The sequence below is a fragment of the Bacillus sp. FSL K6-0042 genome, assembly GCF_038006685.1.
GTDB lineage: Bacteria > Bacillota > Bacilli > Bacillales > Bacillaceae_G > Bacillus_A > Bacillus_A pseudomycoides.
In genome coordinates, this window is sequence record NZ_JBBOVS010000004.1 from 28,008 (window position 1) to 44,019 (window position 16,012).

The 16,012-nt window shown below is 37.2% G+C and carries 18 protein-coding genes; 1 reads left to right on the plus strand and 17 read right to left on the minus strand.

Annotated elements, in window-relative coordinates; all coding sequences use genetic code 11:
• Positions 1–8 precede the first annotated feature (8 nt).
• The 17 genes from MHH45_RS26885 to MHH45_RS26965 all read right to left on the minus strand — a co-directional run bounded on the left by MHH45_RS26885 (position 9) and on the right by MHH45_RS26965 (position 15,220).
• On the minus strand, positions 9–869 hold the full coding sequence (locus MHH45_RS26885; RefSeq protein ID WP_088094462.1) for a hypothetical protein: 861 nt from the start codon (positions 867–869) through the stop codon (positions 9–11).
• A gap of 13 nt (positions 870–882) precedes the next feature.
• The gene (locus MHH45_RS26890; protein WP_033798162.1) at positions 883–1,173 is read right to left on the minus strand and encodes a DUF5592 family protein; all 291 of its coding nucleotides are present in this window, start codon (positions 1,171–1,173) and stop codon (positions 883–885) included.
• Between the two features lie 63 nt (positions 1,174–1,236).
• Positions 1,237–3,267, minus strand: coding sequence for a pLS20_p028 family conjugation system transmembrane protein (locus MHH45_RS26895; protein ID WP_088094461.1), 2,031 nt, complete (start codon positions 3,265–3,267; stop codon positions 1,237–1,239).
• Between the two features lie 18 nt (positions 3,268–3,285).
• A complete protein-coding gene (locus MHH45_RS26900; RefSeq protein ID WP_006097413.1) occupies positions 3,286–3,486 on the minus strand; it encodes a hypothetical protein in 201 nt (66 codons plus the stop codon).
• Entirely contained in the window at positions 3,486–6,209 is a 2,724-nt protein-coding gene (locus tag MHH45_RS26905; RefSeq protein WP_249922731.1) for a VirD4-like conjugal transfer protein, CD1115 family, read from the minus strand. Before MHH45_RS26905 ends, MHH45_RS26900 begins: the two co-directional genes overlap by 1 nt.
• A 97-nt stretch (positions 6,210–6,306) precedes the next feature.
• Positions 6,307–6,735 (minus strand): ATP-binding protein, encoded by a 429-nt coding sequence (locus tag MHH45_RS26910; protein WP_240517027.1) that lies wholly within the window; start codon positions 6,733–6,735, stop codon positions 6,307–6,309.
• A gap of 31 nt (positions 6,736–6,766) precedes the next feature.
• Positions 6,767–8,086 carry a hypothetical protein gene (locus MHH45_RS26915; protein ID WP_340863688.1) on the minus strand — a complete coding sequence of 440 codons (1,320 nt, stop codon included), beginning with the start codon at positions 8,084–8,086 and terminating at the stop codon, positions 6,767–6,769.
• A gap of 17 nt (positions 8,087–8,103) precedes the next feature.
• The gene (locus tag MHH45_RS26920) at positions 8,104–9,192 is read right to left on the minus strand and encodes an LPD25 domain-containing protein (RefSeq protein WP_088094631.1); all 1,089 of its coding nucleotides are present in this window, start codon (positions 9,190–9,192) and stop codon (positions 8,104–8,106) included.
• A gap of 108 nt (positions 9,193–9,300) precedes the next feature.
• Positions 9,301–9,594, minus strand: coding sequence for a hypothetical protein (locus tag MHH45_RS26925; RefSeq protein WP_088094632.1), 294 nt, complete (start codon positions 9,592–9,594; stop codon positions 9,301–9,303).
• A 25-nt stretch (positions 9,595–9,619) separates the two neighbouring features.
• On the minus strand, positions 9,620–9,859 hold the full coding sequence (locus tag MHH45_RS26930; RefSeq protein WP_006097594.1) for a hypothetical protein: 240 nt from the start codon (positions 9,857–9,859) through the stop codon (positions 9,620–9,622).
• A gap of 25 nt (positions 9,860–9,884) precedes the next feature.
• Entirely contained in the window at positions 9,885–10,334 is a 450-nt protein-coding gene (locus MHH45_RS26935) for a hypothetical protein (RefSeq protein ID WP_006097593.1), read from the minus strand.
• A gap of 587 nt (positions 10,335–10,921) precedes the next feature.
• Positions 10,922–11,170, minus strand: a complete 249-nt coding sequence (locus tag MHH45_RS26940) for a hypothetical protein (RefSeq protein ID WP_003203347.1) — start codon at positions 11,168–11,170, stop codon at positions 10,922–10,924.
• A 167-nt stretch (positions 11,171–11,337) separates the two neighbouring features.
• Complete coding sequence (locus tag MHH45_RS26945; RefSeq protein ID WP_018767635.1) at positions 11,338–11,913, minus strand: TraM recognition domain-containing protein; 576 nt, start codon at positions 11,911–11,913, stop codon at positions 11,338–11,340.
• 42 nt (positions 11,914–11,955) lie between these two features.
• Positions 11,956–12,360 carry a TRAG family protein gene (locus tag MHH45_RS26950; RefSeq protein ID WP_249922744.1) on the minus strand — a complete coding sequence of 135 codons (405 nt, stop codon included), beginning with the start codon at positions 12,358–12,360 and terminating at the stop codon, positions 11,956–11,958.
• A 132-nt stretch (positions 12,361–12,492) separates the two neighbouring features.
• Positions 12,493–12,639 carry a hypothetical protein gene (locus MHH45_RS26955; protein WP_016121173.1) on the minus strand — a complete coding sequence of 49 codons (147 nt, stop codon included), beginning with the start codon at positions 12,637–12,639 and terminating at the stop codon, positions 12,493–12,495.
• Positions 12,640–12,667: 28 nt separating this feature from the next.
• Entirely contained in the window at positions 12,668–14,875 is a 2,208-nt protein-coding gene (locus tag MHH45_RS26960; RefSeq protein ID WP_088094634.1) for a thioester domain-containing protein, read from the minus strand.
• A 144-nt stretch (positions 14,876–15,019) separates the two neighbouring features.
• Complete coding sequence (locus tag MHH45_RS26965; protein WP_088094635.1) at positions 15,020–15,220, minus strand: helix-turn-helix domain-containing protein; 201 nt, start codon at positions 15,218–15,220, stop codon at positions 15,020–15,022.
• Positions 15,221–15,447: 227 nt separating this feature from the next.
• On the opposite strand from MHH45_RS26965, the gene MHH45_RS26970 reads away from it, so the two are divergent.
• The gene (locus tag MHH45_RS26970) at positions 15,448–15,963 is read left to right on the plus strand and encodes a helix-turn-helix domain-containing protein (protein ID WP_088094636.1); all 516 of its coding nucleotides are present in this window, start codon (positions 15,448–15,450) and stop codon (positions 15,961–15,963) included.
• Positions 15,964–16,012: the final 49 nt, after the last annotated feature.

A 16,012-nucleotide genomic window follows, 5' to 3' on the forward strand; every position in this document is an offset into this window, starting at 1 on the left:
ACCTCTTCTTATTTTTTTGTACCAATTTTTGAATTTTGATTATGCAATTTATATAAAATTTCTATCTTCTTTTCCTCTTCCATCTCTAACAATGGGATGCATCGTTGCAAGTACCGTTTTGACGATTCCACCCGTTCTTTTACTACAAATTCATTCTCACCATACACGAATAAAAAGTACTCACGATTGGTACGTCCCCACTCTAAATACTGTAGTTCTTTCAACTTTTGTACAAGGAAACGTTCATATAACGGATTCTGGCACGTTTCAATTTTCTTCAGTAGAAAACGTTGTTGCGGTTCCGTAGAAACTGGAAAGTTCATCGATACAATTTTGATAGACTCTTGGTATGATTGATAATAGTGTGCAAGGTGATAAATCGCATATTCTGCTTCTTCCTCGTTCATGGAATAAATATCTGTACCCTGGATCTGTAAGATATCTACAAAACCTTGTTCTTCTCGAAATTCAAAAACACCCGATTCCGTCATATCAATAATCGGAATTACCTCAGCAATACTTTTTTTGATATGAGGTGGTTTCTCTTTCTTTTTGGCTTTTTCTGCTTTCTTCTCTTTTTTCGTCTTCCCTTTGCTTCCCCAATCCTCGTCAATCTTCGCTGTTTTTTTCACAACATCTTTTTTCTTTTTTCCAAGATGTTGCATTAAGTTTTTCTTCTTTTTCTTTACCGGCATTTCTTCTTCTTTCAAAGGAGCAACAGTTGATTGTGCTTCTTTCTTTTCCTGAAATCCTTTTATTTTTACGACTCCCCCTGGCTTTTTTTCTTGTTTTGGCAACTCCGGGGACGTCTTGGCTTCACTCTTCTTTTCTACTCCTCTATTCATTTCTTTTTCATTGAATAAGGCCATTCCATTTCCTCCTTTAGTCTTGTTCCTGGTCGATTGCACAATACGTAGAACGTTTTCTAGCTAACATAATAAACAGCACCTCAAACATCCGTTTTTGTGGGTTTGTATTGGGACGAACAATTAAAAGGACACCTACAATCAACATAAATATATAATAGGGAATTTGAAACATCGGATGAACCAAAGGCTTCGTTGTCATGGTGAAAACCACAAGCCCTATAATGAACAAGAGATCAAAAAGGTATAACACTTTGTTGATTTTCAATTCCGTTCGTATTTCTTTTGGAATACGATAGTTTGCCATTTGTATTTCCTCCTTTTCAAGCGAAAAAAATAAGCATTCCATGTATGCTTACTGTGTTTTTACCTATGCATCTTTTCTACGATTTTTGGGTGGATTTTGATTTGTATTTTGCCCTTCATTCTTATTTTGGCGTTTGTTTCGTAAGCCCTCTCCTGTATTTTGTCCAAGCTGATAAGAACGTTTTGTCTTTTGTACTGTTGGAGAACTATGAAATGCGTTAGAGAGACGATCCTTTGCATATTGACCAATGGTACGGTTTTCCCTTTGTGGTGCTGGAATATCTTCTGTAGAAGTTGGTGCCGTATCTACCGGACGAGATGAACCAGAAGAACTTTCATCACTTGAAGATGTTCCGCTACCACTTGATTGAGATCCACCTGTTGTACTTGATGGTGCTCCTCCACCACTTGATTGAGATCCACCTGTTGTACTTGATGGTGTTCCGCTACCACTTGATTGAGATCCGCCTGTTGTACTTGATGGTGCTCCTCCACCACTTGATTGAGATCCACCTGTTGTACTTGATGGTGCTCCACTACCTCCTGGTTTACTTCCCCCCGATGCACTTGTTGGTGTTCCACTACCTCCAGATTGCGTTCCGCCGGATACATTCGCTGAAGAACCCTGCCCTTCACTTTTAGCCTCTTTATCAAAACCAGACGATTTCATTTCATCTTGTATAGATGAATGACCGGTTCCATTTGCCCCGCCATTGGCATCGCCTTGCTTTTCTTTCCCTTCTTTTCCATTCTCTTTACCTTGTTGTTCTTTCCCTTCTTTTTCATTCTCTTTACCTTGTTGTTCTTTTCCTTGCTTTTGCTCCTTTTGTTCACCACCATTTGTTTTCCCTGCATTTTTATATCCATTTGCGATTCCTGCGGCACCAGCACCTGCTTGTAATGCGCCCTTACCTGTACTTTTTAACATGTTACCAGCTTTGGACGCTATATTGCCGGTTGCTTTACTGATTCCCTTTCCAAGTGCGTATCCACCAGCAACGACTCCCCAACCATTTTTCAATCCTGCATCAATGCCAAAAAGACGTTCACAAATAACGGGACCATCTACAACCGCAAGGCTTAAACAAATTAATGCCACTACATAAGCAATCCCATTTACATTTTCATGAATATAGTTCATACCGATGAGATAGAGCTTTAATGAAAGGAAAATCATAATCATGATAAGAAACGCATTTAAAATATTCATCAGAATATGCTTAGTTTTTTGTCCATTTGCCACATCTGCCGGTGCAACTAAGTTTGCTAGAATGTAGCTGAAAGCTAGTTCAAAGCACAATTTTCCAAGTTTGATTGCTGTAAACAATAGTGTCATCCCAATTACAAATAAAGAAGAAGCGATTTTCCAAAACTCCCAGTCCCAGCGGTAATATTTATCTGGCCAAAAATCAAACCAACCATTTTTTAAATCTATCAGTACTTCTTTTCCATCTGGTGCAACACTCATTTTCTTTTCTAAGATTTTTTGTCCATCATCAGTTAATTCTTTATCCTTACTAATTTTAAATTCTTTGTCAATTTTTTCTAAAATGTCGATTCTTCTAATATTTTCTTGTGGAATTTGATTTGGTTCCTTTAACTTGGTTGTCTTCCATTCCCCTATGTCAAACTGCGCAACATCTGTAAGACCATCCTTTATAATCTTTTCGCTTGTAGTTCCACTGCCCTTGAGATCCACTGCCTTAATTGCCTTATCTGTAAATTTATCTGCTTGCATCATTGCCGTACTTAGTAGCACAATTACACCCATACTGATAAAAATATTCACCGCAATCTGTTCACGATTTGTTTTGCGATTGAATATTAAAGTGTATCCAATATAAATGAGCGAAAACGCAAATAACACATAAAAGAGAGGCTGAAAATCTCGCACATAAGATTGTACTTCTTCTGATGCAAATAACGTTTTGACTAACAAAATTTTATCTGTAATTCCTTCTAATGCATCCACCAGATACGATAACCCTAAAATAATCATCCAACCAATCGAACGGAGAATATAGTTCGTAAATCCACCAATTTCTAAGTACTCACCAAATGTTTTTAGTATTTCTAAGACTTTCTCATCATTCATAGTTTCACCCACTTTCTCTTAGGATTCAAATACTTCTTGTATCGTTATATCAAGATACTCATCCACTTCGTCTACTCGTATCACAATCGGTGCCTCACCGGTTCCACCTGGCTGTAACACCACAACGCCATTTCTAAGTCCAATCATCACTTCTCTCCCCGCCATTACTTGATTTCCGTAAACTTGTAAAATTTGTTGTAAGGAATTGGTTACTTGCATCATACTTCCTCCTTTACGCCTTCTTTTTCTAGTAAACTATCCATAATTTCACCGTATTTCCCATTAATCAAACGATACGTATTCTTATCAATTTGTCCTGTCGTCACTAATATTTTCAAATCGTCAATAAAGCTTTCCATTGTACTTGCCTGAATATCCGCTAATGGTCTATTCCATTGCTTCATACATTTCTTTTCAATCACACTCCAAATGGAACGATGTGTTTCAAAGAATTCTTCTGCTGTTTTTTGTTCCCAATTTTCTAAGGTAAGTGGTTCAAAAACACTAGATGATTCTACTATCACAACTGGTTCTGATGAATATGCTTCTTCTGGAATCTCAATCTCTTCATCAATATCCGCAAATTGTGGTTCCTCATACTCTTCTTCTGAAGGCGTCGGCACAGGCTCTGGTTCAGATCCTGGTGCAATTTGTTTTGGCTCTTCTGATTGCCCAGTTGGCTCCTCTTCTTGTTTTGGGAAGAAATCAATGATGAGATCCCTTGGATTCACATATTCATGTAAAGAACGAATGTCGATATCTAAAATGGATTGATCCGTATCAAAGTCATCTCCCAGGTACTCCCAACGGTATTTCATGACCGTTTTTCCTCGGTTCAGAACAGGAAACGGCTCTATCTTTTCAAACTTATTATCCCGACGCTTCATAAAGCGTATTACTGCACTTTCTCCTTCTTGGAACCTCATTAACTCTGTTGGCGTTAATAATGGTTTCGTGTCAATCCCTTCTGTCTTACTCTTATCAATTGATAATCCTTTTCCACTCCGAGATAATGAATTGATTGTTTGATTCCCTAACTTTTCAGATATTTCTTTTGCGGTTTCTTTATTACCCGATTGAATATAAATTTGATTCCCGCAATTGTCTTGAATGGTGGTACTTGCATCTCCATATTTCATTTTCAACTGCGGAAGAGCTTGCACAATGAGGTTAAATCGGATGTTTCGTCCTAAACATACCGTTACAATATTCCCCATATCATCAATTGCAGGCATATTTCCAAATTCATCCAATAAATACACTACTTCTCTATGACACTTCCCACCACGAGCTAAACCAGCATACTTGGAGAGCACAAAATATAACTGTCTAATAAAGATTGAGGCAATGACATGATTACTAGAATCATAGTCTGGAACGATCATAAAGACCGCAATTGGTTTTTCAAAAATGACAATGCTATCAATTTGTAATCCATCTTGTTTCTCGACAACTTTGAAGGTTGTTTCACCTGTATCCTTGTTGATTGTTTGGATCTCTACAATCATTTTCTTCTTCGTTTTACTCTCCATCACATGAATACGCTGACCTTTTTTTACATTTTTCTGGAAATTCAGTTCGAAACGACCTGCTGTATCTGTTTTGATACTTTCTTTCGAACCATCAGGGAAGATAATCTGTACACGAACCCTTGGTGTTCCTTTTCCTTGCAAGCTCTTCCCAAAGCCTATTCGTTTTAAATCGATACTATTACGAGATGTCATTTTCGCAATGCCATCAAAAGTAAAGATGGATAGTTTACTCATTGTAGTACTAAAGATACTTCCTCGTGTTGTCCCGCCCTTTGCAAAGCTAGAAGTTGCAAATTGCATCTTCGCAACACTCTCAGCGGGAAGCATTTCAAAATATATATCTAATGCATTTTGGGTATTTCCTTGTGCATCAATTACAATTTCTTTGGAACCAAGCTCCGATAACATGTTTGCGACTGCATACATCGAAATTTTATCCTCTGCCTTTTCCTGGATACATTTATCTATAACCGCTAAAATTAATGCATTACATAAACTCATCGCACTATTATTCCAAAATGGATCTTTCACATTTGGATTGTAATAAAGTGAAAAGGATAATGTATTACAAAGTGTTTGGGCTGTTGCTGTATCACCTTGTTTATAGGCATCTTTGATAAGTTGAAGCAAGTTGTAGCTCATCGACTCTAACGGGTTAATTAAATTTAAAACTTCAATATGAAACCCCCGTTTTTCCAGCGTTTTTTTCGATGCCGCCAGCAATTCACCCTTCGGATCATTCACGATTAAAGACGGCTGGATTTCAGCACGGGAATAAGCATCAATTGTTGGAAATACATAGGTTTCCCCTTTACCAGACCTCGTTGTCCCGATGATTAAATTACTAACAGCCCCATCATCTATAAGTAGCCTTCCTGCCTTGGCACTATCTTTTAAGTTTTTAATTTCTTGCCACTTTTCCATCCCTTTTGCTTCCATCACTTTTTTTGCTTGTCGTAAAATAGATTTCACCGAAATTTCATCATACCTAGAAATGACCACACCACCTTTTCCCTCATATCGTTCGGTCTTTTCAGGAATCGCTCGATATTGTCGTTTCACTTCATCAAGTGTTGCAAAACGAGAAGAATCTTTTTGATTCTGATTTAAATCCTTAAAACTCGAACGAACCTTGTAGGCGAATTGTATGGTACAAAGGCTCGCAATTAGAAATAATACGAGATAGAGTAACAACGGATGTTGAAAGGTATACAGATCCTCTATTCCGATATGAAAAGGCTTTGGATGTAATAGATCGGAAAATGTTGTCTTGACTAACTCTACAATGATGTTTCCTAGAAAATTTACGATAAGGAAGATTCCACCAAATAAAAAAGCACTCATTGAGATGAGTACTTTCCATTCAGCTAGTTTGTATTTGAATGACGGTTTTGGACTTATACTGTTCATGTTCCCCTCCTATTTTAGAAAATAAAAGAGCTGGTTGAGCATTCAACCAGCTTACAATCTTTTTCAAGCAAAATCCTAATTTGTACTTAAAAAGTATTCATTGATTAAGCATGATGAATTGAGGAAATTCAATATCAATTTCTATTGGTGGTAATGTTTGAAAACTTGCTATTACTTTTGTATTAGCTTCTTTCATTTGTTGTAAAAATGATAAAAACTCCTTTACTTCTTCAGCAAATAAGTAAAATGTTTCATCAATTATTACAAAGTCATGTTGTTTAGCTAAATCGATTATTTCTTTGCTCAATTCCACTTTCGGACAGGTTCGATTGCACAGGTTTATAACATTTAACTTATCTCCTTCAAACAATTCTTTAAGATCTTCATACTCACCAATAAAGTCTAAAACCATTACGTTATCCAACTTGGTAGCAAGTTCTTTTAAAATTGTTGTTTTACCTGTACCAATACGACCAATAATCTTTAAATTTTCATTTATGTTCACTATCTCATTTGTTTGGAACATGTTATATCCCCCTTTTATTTCATTCCTTAACTCATGCAACTGTGTTTGGCTTCTTCGGATCCGTTGGCGGTTCTACCGGTGGTTTTGGCTTATCTGGTTTCGTTGGCGGATCCACTGGTGGCTTCGGCTTATCTGGTTTCGTTGGCGGATCCACTGGTGGCTTCGGCTTATCTGGTTTCGTTGGCGGATCCACTGGTGGCTTCGGCTTATCTGGATCCGTTGGCGGATCTACTGGCGGTTTTGGCTTATCTGGTTTCGTTGGCGGATCTACTGGCGGTTTTGGCTTATCTGGATCCGTTGGTGGATCTACTGGCGGTTTTGGCTTATCTGGATCTGTTGGTGGATCTACTGGCGGTTTTGGCTTATCTGGATCCGTTGGTGGATCTACTGGTGGTTTTGGCTTATCTGGATCCGTTGGCGGATCTACCGGTGGTTTTGGCTTATCTGGATCCGTTGGCGGATCTACTGGTGGTTTTGGCTTATCTGGATCCGTTGGTGGATCTACTGGTGGTTTTGGCTTATCTGGATCCGTTGGCGGATCTACTGGCGGTTTTGGCTTATCTGGATCCGTTGGCGGATCTACCGGTGGTTTTGGCTTATCTGGATCTGTTGGCGGATCTACTGGTGGTTTTGGCTTATCTGGATCTGTTGGTGGATCTACTGGTGGTTTTGGCTTATCTGGATCCGTTGGCGGATCTACTGGCGGTTTTGGCTTATCTGGATCCGTTGGCGGATCTACTGGCGGTTTTGGCTTATCTGGATTCGTTGGCGGATCTACTGGTGGTTTTGGCTTATCTGGATCCGTTGGCGGATCTACTGGTGGTTTTGGCTTATCTGGATCTGTTGGCGCCACATCTACAATGCTAGCTAAAGACAAGTCTGTATTTTGATCACCAAATGCAAATTGGTCACCTTTTACTGTCACTTGCGGATTTCCATCTGTAATAGCTGCAACCACATTGTCCTTCGCTGTATCATGAATCGTTTTATCTGAAGTTTCGTTGTCAAATAGAGCTAGAACACGAGAAGTTGTTTCATCTCCATTTTGAAGATTGCTTGCAATTGTCTTATCCTTATAATTCACTTTGTTTTTATCAATGTCTAGGACGTATGCAACATCTTTATCCTGACTTTGTATCGCATTTTCTGTAATTGCTTCAAGATCTTTTTTATTTAGATCTTCTTTTTTTTCTTCTGTTTTACTCTTATCTGCTTTTTTTGTTATAGCTGGCTTACTTTTTGCTGTTTCCTTACTTCCAAACCAACTACAACCAGCACTCCCTAATAACAACGAACCACCTACAGCTACAATTCCCATCTGTCTAAAAAATTTCTGATAATTTAATGGCATAGCGTTTCTTTCCCCCTTTAGATCTCGCTTAATTCCTTATCAATTTTTTCGATTTTCGCTTTCTTTTCTTCTTCACTGAGAGTGGATTGCCCCACATCCTTTTTTTGTAACTCTTTTACCTCTTTCATAAGAGTTTTATTTCCTTGTGTTTTTGCAAAGGCAAAGCAATCATCAAATTTTTTCTGATTCACATAAGCTTCAGCTACAAGCTTTTCACGTCTACCATCCATATTGACCTTTGCTTTTAATCGGATGACATCCTTATATTTCTTATTGAGTGCCGCCTTTTCAAAATCAATCACATCATTTTTAATATCAATTTCATTTATTTTTTTCATATTATCGATTCCGATATAGTAAGCTACAACACTCTCAGCAAATTTCGCTTCATACTGTATGGCCTTATTTGCCTTTCCACTTAATAAGTAAGAGAATAAGACTGCTTTTTGACTCTCTTTATCTAGCCCTTTATAATCCAATTTCTCAAACTCTTGAATTGCCTTTGGATATTGCTGAATAGAAGCTTGTTGAAGTCCTTTCACTAAATGCGTATCCGGCTGATTTGTTCTTGCTTCAACCGAATTTGTTGGGACAGTATACAAGGAAAATACACTTACAGCTCCTACTACAATCCCGCCAACCGCTCCCCCGATAATTTGAAACAGATGTTTTTTGTTCCTGTTTCCTTTTTCTAAAGGAAGCCCTTCATTAGCATGTTGTTTCCCTCTAGCTCCGTTGTTTTCTTCTGGTGCTTTTACCTCTTTAGGTGGAGCAATTCCCTTTAAAAACTCTTCAATCTCTTGTCGCATCAGTTCTAACAGTTCTTCTTTTTGTTCCTCTTGTTCTTCATCCATTTCCATGGCAGACAATTTATTCTCTACATGTTCATACAAATGAGAAGCATAACCAGAACCTAAGGACAATGTCCCTGCATACATTTCATCACTGTTTTGATCTAATATGTGGAAATCTACATGGATGATATTTTCTTGTTCCTGTAACTCTTGTTCAAGTTGGTACGTAATCTTACAAGCATCCTGTAACGACATCTTTTGAAAACTTTTAATCTCTGGTATTGCACTTTTGGTAAACATGACTTCTAACATAAGTTGTGTCCTCCTCCCCTTTCTAATGCTTTAACTGGCATGTAAGGCATATAAAAAGAAGCTATACAATTGCATAGCTTCTTTACCAAAACGTATTTTGTTGTATCTTCACATCCAAAAGAACAAAATAGATCCAAACTTGATATTACTATTAATACCCTCTGCTATTCCCTTTGCACCCATTACAACGATTAATCCTGCAGCCGCTCCCATAAACCACCCTTTACTCTGGTGTCTTCCTCTTTCCCCACCCCAGATAAGGTAGTAACCACCTATACAAAATGCGATTGCCGCACTAATGAGTCCTAGACGTTGTGCCCAGGTTAAAATTGCTTCACCTGTGCTAATCAAACTAGACATGCCGTCTCCGGCACCTAAAATCATATGATTTAATTTAAACATAACCTACACTCTCCTTATATTTGTGTTATACAACTTCGCTTGACTGCGAAAATTCCGCCGGACGTTCAGGTGCTCTACCGGAACCTTTTTCTTCTCCTACAAATAGAGTGAGTGCTTCTAAGATTAATTCTTGATTTCCTTCAATGAACTGTTGATGTTGTGCATGTAACCAATTTTGATAACTTTCCCCTTTGACTTTCAGCAATTTTTCTACTAAATCTCTTGATTTTTTTAAATCTCGCTGTGTAACAGTTGGATTAGACAATTTATTACACCGCCTCTCTATTCACTTATTTATCGATATACATTTCCTTCATATTACGTACAAACACATCTAATTCTTTTTCTAACTCAGATGGTTTGTATTTATCTAGTGCGATTTGTTTTTTCAGCTTTCCTTTTTCATAATAAGCTAATGTTTCTCCAGTTTGTTTTAGACCATAATCTGATTGACTTTTCTTACCATCATAATTAGGGTGATTACTATCTAATTCCTTACCATTTACATCATTATTCTTTAATGCTCTTTGAACTTGATTCATATAGTCCACTCGATCCTCTTTACGGAAAGAATACATGACAAATCCCGTTCCATCCTGTGACATGAATTTTTTCATTTCTTGAGGGCTTAATTCTTCAAGTTCTCCTTTCTTGCTATTTGAGAATACCAGTGTGGAACCAATCCCTAAGATTGCAACCAATGCAACAATAACGGCAATGATTTTTGATTTTCGAGTCATAATTTGACCTCCCTATTCGTATTAAACAAGCGATTTTGGAGTCTACTGAGAGTTCAGATCGTTTCTCCACATCTGGTTATTATTATAGCAAGAATATTGGGAAAATAATGATTAATTACCATTTATGGCTGATATGGTAAACCCTATATTGGCATGCATATGAGAGCCCATCCCGACCTGACCTCCATAAGCCCAATACTGTACAACGTTTTGGCATGTACGTAGAACCTTGTGCATCTACTGTTTTTTGTGTTCATCGCTTCTTCAGAATGTCACACTGGGATATTCCTCACGATTACTAACTCCTACAGATGATGGATACACCGTATTTTTCCCGTGGTCACAGGTGTGTTTTACGTGCGCACACACCGAACAATGAATCAATCGTATACCCAACCCTTCTAGTGACCATTTCGAAAGAGGGCACGCATATGGAATTTTCAAAGGACAGTTGTGCTTCAATAAGGAAAAACTTTCGTTTTGACCGTCTATAAAAATAGTTACGAAATTATTTGTTTTTCCAACATCAGATAAAGCTGTATATCTCAGCACACTCCAAAACCGCTTGTTTGTTCTCGAAAACCATCTTATTTCCGTCGTTGGCACACGGTTGTCAATTCATCCTTCTGGTTTCTTCTCTTGGCAATTATCTTTTGTTTTTCATCCATGACTGAACGGACACGGTAATAGATCTCTGCAACCCTCTCAATATTTCCTGTTGTGTCTTCTACTGCTACCGCTCCTTTTAACTGATACACTTTGCCATCGAATGTTTTGACACTTTGTGCACATGACGACGATATATCATAGAATGCAAGTCTTTGCTCTTTTCCCATGTGTATCGCCTCCTTCTAAAAGGGAAGGACTTGAAATCCCCCCTCTCATCTTGTATAGTTTCCTAGTCATCTATATATCATGAATGACTGTAGTATCCCGAAAACCTTATGCGATTCGGTTTAATTCTCTTATCTCAAGTAAAAAAGATTATTTTTGAAAGGTAAGACTATGCTAGGACTGTTGTCTGACACGATGTAGCAATTCGTTTTGCCCCATGTTTTCCGTATATACGCTGTAAAACGGAATGAGATTCTACTACGATGGAAGTTCGAATATTATAGGTAGCACTTTCTTTTAAAAACTGCTCTATATGAGGGATAGGATAAAGATCAAATTGATAAAAAACGAGATGAATCGGTCGAATTTTCTTCTTTTCAGTTAGAAAGTGGAGAAAATGAGATAATGCCTCACCTCTATCTTCATACGTACTAGTAACTGTATCTATACTGACATACATAATCACTTTTTGATTATTTTCATAATCTAAGAACACTGTATCACTTAACAAATTGTGCTTTACAATGTGATATCCTTGCGCTAGCTTCTGTTGATGTGTATCTTCATAAACTTGATCCGTTGGATCGAAAATAAAGATAAACTTTTGTTTGGCTTTTCTGACACCCTCAATCACTGTCCTATAAGCTTCTTGAGAAGCTTTTGTCACATCCACACCCTTTTCTCCTCGATCAAAAATTCCAACCGCCTGTAGAAGCCCCGAGCACTTTTGAATCACTCCTAGCATGCCTGTTTCTCCTTTCTTATTTCATTCTTTGAAACTCTTTACTCAATATTGAAACCAAAAATACTCTTTTTCTTCTCCATTCTTTTCACGTTGATGTTTTTCAAGAATGTATAACAGTGTAATAATTGTCGCATCCCTTGTCTCTTTTGAATATAAACCTAGTTCGTGAAATATTGGATACGCTGGATGCTCATTTTCTAGCGACCTTACTACTTCTATCACGTTTGCTTCACTTTCATATATTTTTCCCATAAACTCAATTACTTTTTTTACATCTAGGTAATACAAGTTTTTATGTTTTTGATCTAAATACAAAATACTACCTGCCAACAACTTTGTAGCGGATTCAATCCAAAAATCATATCGTTCTTTTGGTTTGACCACCGCTTGTGCGATTGAAATTGCTTGCATGAAATCTTCGGAAAGCCAATCACCCTTGCAATGCATCTTTTCGTTTCCCAGTTTCCCTCCAGTCCATGCATTTGAACGACTCCTAACCATTGGCTCCTTCAAAATAAATGACTGTTTGGTTGTACCGATGTAGACTCCTGACATCTCATTTCATCCCCCTTCGGTTTCTTACACCTTGCTCCCTATCCAAAACACAATTGCCCAAATGGGAAGTGCAAGTATACATGCATTCCGACAGCCAACAAAAAAACCAAGCGGATTTTCATCTATTTCACTGAAATGAGCTTGGGTTTTCGTCATATTTTCTTGTCTCATCTTGCAATTCTCCCTTTCTTATTTGGAGTTATTGTGCTTTCTTACGGTTTCTTACTACAAATACAGCTCCAATTGCGCCAAGTACGATACATGAAAGCCCAATCCATTTGATGTATGGATTTTCAGCTTTACCACCTGTTGTCGGAAGTTTTGTTTCTAATTTCTCTGGTGTTTTTTCTAGCTGTGGTTTCTCTGGTTGTGGAGTAACAGGCTTTTCTGTTACTTTTGGTTGTTCTGGTGTCTGTGGTTGGTCCGGTTGATGTGGTGTCTCTGGTGTTGACGGTGTAAGCTGTTTCTGATCCTTCACCGTGTGTTTAATAATTTCACCATCTTCTTTAATTTTAAAAGAGAAAATTTCTTCGTTAATCAGAAATCCTTCTGGCGCAAGGGTTTCCCGGTATATGTACTCCCCGGCTGGAAGCTTCTCAAATGTCGCAATTCCCTTTTCATTTGTCTTACCTTTCACGACTTCCGTTCCTTGCTTATCGTAGATTGTGAATTCTGCGCCTGGAAGTTTGTTATTCCCATCTGCCACGTCCACCTTCGTAATGATAAGAGTACCTTTAATTGGTTTATTTTTAGCCGTTAATGTGATAGTTTTGCTATTCTCTGAAATATTGAAAGGAATTGGGTCTTTTGATAGAACATATCCCTTTGGCGCTTGCTTTTCTACAAACTGATATGACCCAAATGGTACATTCTTGACCTCAATCATGCCATTTTTATCTGTTTTATGTTCACTAATCTTTTTACCTTTACTGTCCTGTAGAATGAATGTTGCTCCTTCTAGCTTCTTATCATGATTCTCTTCATCTACCTTAAGAAGTTTCACATTTCCTTTTACCTCTTTGTTTTCAACAGTAAATGTGAGCGTTTTTCCTTGTTCTTTGATCTCGAATGGGTATTTTGTCTGGTTAAGAAGGTATCCTTCTACCCCTTTTGTTTCTACAAAATAGTACTTCCCATACGGAAGATCTTTTACTTGAGCAATCCCTTGTTCATTTGTAGTGGCTTTAGAAACTTCTTTTCCATCCGCTGTATATACCCTGAACTCTACTTTCGGAAGAACTTTTCCACTGTCACTTAGCTTTTTAATCTCGATGTTTCCTTTTACTTTAGTGTTCGCTACAGTGATTGTTGCGACCTCACCCGTTTTCACTTCAAACTTTTGCGGTTGGTTATTCAGTACATAACCAGTAGGAGATTTCACTTCCTTCAAAGTGTACTGTCCACTCTCTATACCAGAAAAGCTTGCTGTACCTTGCTCATTTGTAGTCATTGTGCCTACTTTTTCGTTTGCACTGTTAATGACTTCAAATACAGCACCTTGTAACAATTCTTTCTGCTCACCTACTTTTACAACCTTTAATCCACCAAGGGATTTCCAGTGTACCCGTAGATCTGCGCTTACTTTTTCCTCTGTTCTTTCTAATAAGACTGTTGCATCCTGTATTTTGTCATTTCCCTTATAGGCTACTGCATGCAAATTAGAAAGATTAGCGGATACTTTCAAGGAAAAAGTACCACTTGGAGAGGATTTCGGTACAAGGATACGGAATTGTTCTCCTAAGTTGAACTGTTTTTTCTCTTCTCCATTTGTTGAAACAACTTTTGTTCCAGTTGGTGCATGAGTTAGTTGGACTGCAAATACACCGTTCTTTGCGTTACTTTCTACTTGATAGGTTGTCGTCTCAAAGTACTCACCGTTTAATTTTGCTTCTTGATTGTCTGTTGGTGTTACATTCATGTACAGTTTTTGTGTTTTCTGACTAGCATCTGCCCCAGCAATGATTGCTTTTACAGCTTTAGCGATACCTTCATCACGATGTTCAACTTGGTTAATATCAATCTGTCCTAATGATGCCCAAACGCTAAGCTGCGTAGCATAATGCGCCTGTTTCCAATCGGAAACCCCTAATTCTTCTGGACTCTTTTGTGGATAACCATTTAGAAGAACACGGTACACAATATCATCTGTGCGCCCCATTTCTGGAAGATCATTGCCATTGGGGCTGAGTTTTCCATACGTTAAACAGTACGCAATTTGCCCATTCTTATTCTTCAGTAATTCTGTTCGTAGTTCTTTCCCGTACATGGGGCTATAACTCCATTTCATTTCATATCTCTCACGATTAATGACTTCAGCACTCGCTTTCGTCAGCGGAAATACAAAATTCAGAACAACTAGAAGCATACTCATAGCAATGAGTAACATTTGATACGATCGTTTCAACATGACTAACAGCTCCCTCATATTATGCAGTTTTCAAAGATCAATTTTTGAATCATTAATTCTATTTAAATTACTAATATTTTTTACTATAATTAATCTTATATAGTTACTTTGTATCATTATTAAAACAAAGTAACTCTTTTTAAATTATTCTCGAACCCTGTAATACGTTGGTATAAAAAAGTATTCTACTGGTTTGTTGAAAAAATTAGCTATTTTTTCTGCTCGTTCAGAATTAACGCTTGTTTTTCCTTTCTCAATTGCATGAAGAACTTGAGGTTTAATATTAACCTTTTGACCAAGTAGTGTTAAAGAGAAATCTTTAGATTTACGTTCATGCAGTAACATTATTGTTAATTACCTCCTCTCAATTAGTATAAAATAAGTATACATCACTTCTAAAGTGAAAAACAAGTATAATTTACTAAAAAATAAAAATAATTAGTTTTTATTACATTCCAAGACTGATAAATAGTTTATATTACCGCAATTAATACAGGGGGATATGTTTTATTTACTCATTTTAGTGCTTTTAAAGTACTTAGGCTAAGATTTTATATGAAAGGATTAAAAATATGAATATTTTTAGCGAACGTTTACGAAAATTACGCCAAGAACGCAGTTGGACAATGAAAGAATTAGGGGAAAGGATAAGCGAAGTTGCAGGTTCTTCTTTTAGTTCAGCTTCTGTATCGAATTGGGAAAAGAAAGGATCAGAACCACCTTACAATATTCTTGCTGCAATAGCACAAATTTTTGATGTCAGTGCTGATTATCTCATAGGAATTAGTGAGACACCTACTCAAAATAGTGAATCTCCAACAGAAAAAATTGAGCATAAACAAGATATAATTAATAATGTAGAACTATATTTAACAATAAGCGAACATGCAAAAAAACAAGATATATATACAAAGGTAAAAGAGTTACATCAACAAATTCTTATATTACCTACTGAAAAACAGGAACGATTAGAAAAAGAGCTGACTGAATATCTTAGGTTTTTTGGATACAAATACGATCAATTACATGTAGACTTCGTTAATTTCACCAATTATCTTCAACATGAACTAAAGGCCTCTAAATATTAGAGACCTTTAGTTCATGTTTTATATGTCCAAATTTAATTAAATAAACAAT

Excerpts from the sequence above, each read along its gene's own strand:
- MHH45_RS26915 (WP_340863688.1), bottom strand. The coding sequence starts at position 8,086 with ATGCCATTAAATTATCAGAAATTTTTTAGACAGATGGGAATTGTAGCT.
- MHH45_RS26965 (WP_088094635.1), bottom strand. The coding sequence starts at position 15,220 with ATGTTACTGCATGAACGTAAATCTAAAGATTTCTCTTTAACACTACTT.
- MHH45_RS26955 (WP_016121173.1), bottom strand. The coding sequence starts at position 12,639 with ATGAGACAAGAAAATATGACGAAAACCCAAGCTCATTTCAGTGAAATA.
- MHH45_RS26960 (WP_088094634.1), bottom strand. The coding sequence starts at position 14,875 with ATGTTGAAACGATCGTATCAAATGTTACTCATTGCTATGAGTATGCTT.
- MHH45_RS26895 (WP_088094461.1), bottom strand. The coding sequence starts at position 3,267 with ATGAATGATGAGAAAGTCTTAGAAATACTAAAAACATTTGGTGAGTAC.
- MHH45_RS26920 (WP_088094631.1), bottom strand. The coding sequence starts at position 9,192 with ATGTTAGAAGTCATGTTTACCAAAAGTGCAATACCAGAGATTAAAAGT.
- MHH45_RS26910 (WP_240517027.1), bottom strand. The coding sequence starts at position 6,735 with ATGTTCCAAACAAATGAGATAGTGAACATAAATGAAAATTTAAAGATT.
- MHH45_RS26925 (WP_088094632.1), bottom strand. The coding sequence starts at position 9,594 with ATGTTTAAATTAAATCATATGATTTTAGGTGCCGGAGACGGCATGTCT.
- MHH45_RS26885 (WP_088094462.1), bottom strand. The coding sequence starts at position 869 with ATGGCCTTATTCAATGAAAAAGAAATGAATAGAGGAGTAGAAAAGAAG.
- MHH45_RS26970 (WP_088094636.1), top strand. The coding sequence starts at position 15,448 with ATGAATATTTTTAGCGAACGTTTACGAAAATTACGCCAAGAACGCAGT.
- MHH45_RS26950 (WP_249922744.1), bottom strand. The coding sequence starts at position 12,360 with ATGCATTGCAAGGGTGATTGGCTTTCCGAAGATTTCATGCAAGCAATT.
- MHH45_RS26945 (WP_018767635.1), bottom strand. The coding sequence starts at position 11,913 with ATGCTAGGAGTGATTCAAAAGTGCTCGGGGCTTCTACAGGCGGTTGGA.
- MHH45_RS26900 (WP_006097413.1), bottom strand. The coding sequence starts at position 3,486 with ATGCAAGTAACCAATTCCTTACAACAAATTTTACAAGTTTACGGAAAT.
- MHH45_RS26905 (WP_249922731.1), bottom strand. The coding sequence starts at position 6,209 with ATGAACAGTATAAGTCCAAAACCGTCATTCAAATACAAACTAGCTGAA.
- MHH45_RS26940 (WP_003203347.1), bottom strand. The coding sequence starts at position 11,170 with ATGGGAAAAGAGCAAAGACTTGCATTCTATGATATATCGTCGTCATGT.
- MHH45_RS26935 (WP_006097593.1), bottom strand. The coding sequence starts at position 10,334 with ATGACTCGAAAATCAAAAATCATTGCCGTTATTGTTGCATTGGTTGCA.
- MHH45_RS26890 (WP_033798162.1), bottom strand. The coding sequence starts at position 1,173 with ATGGCAAACTATCGTATTCCAAAAGAAATACGAACGGAATTGAAAATC.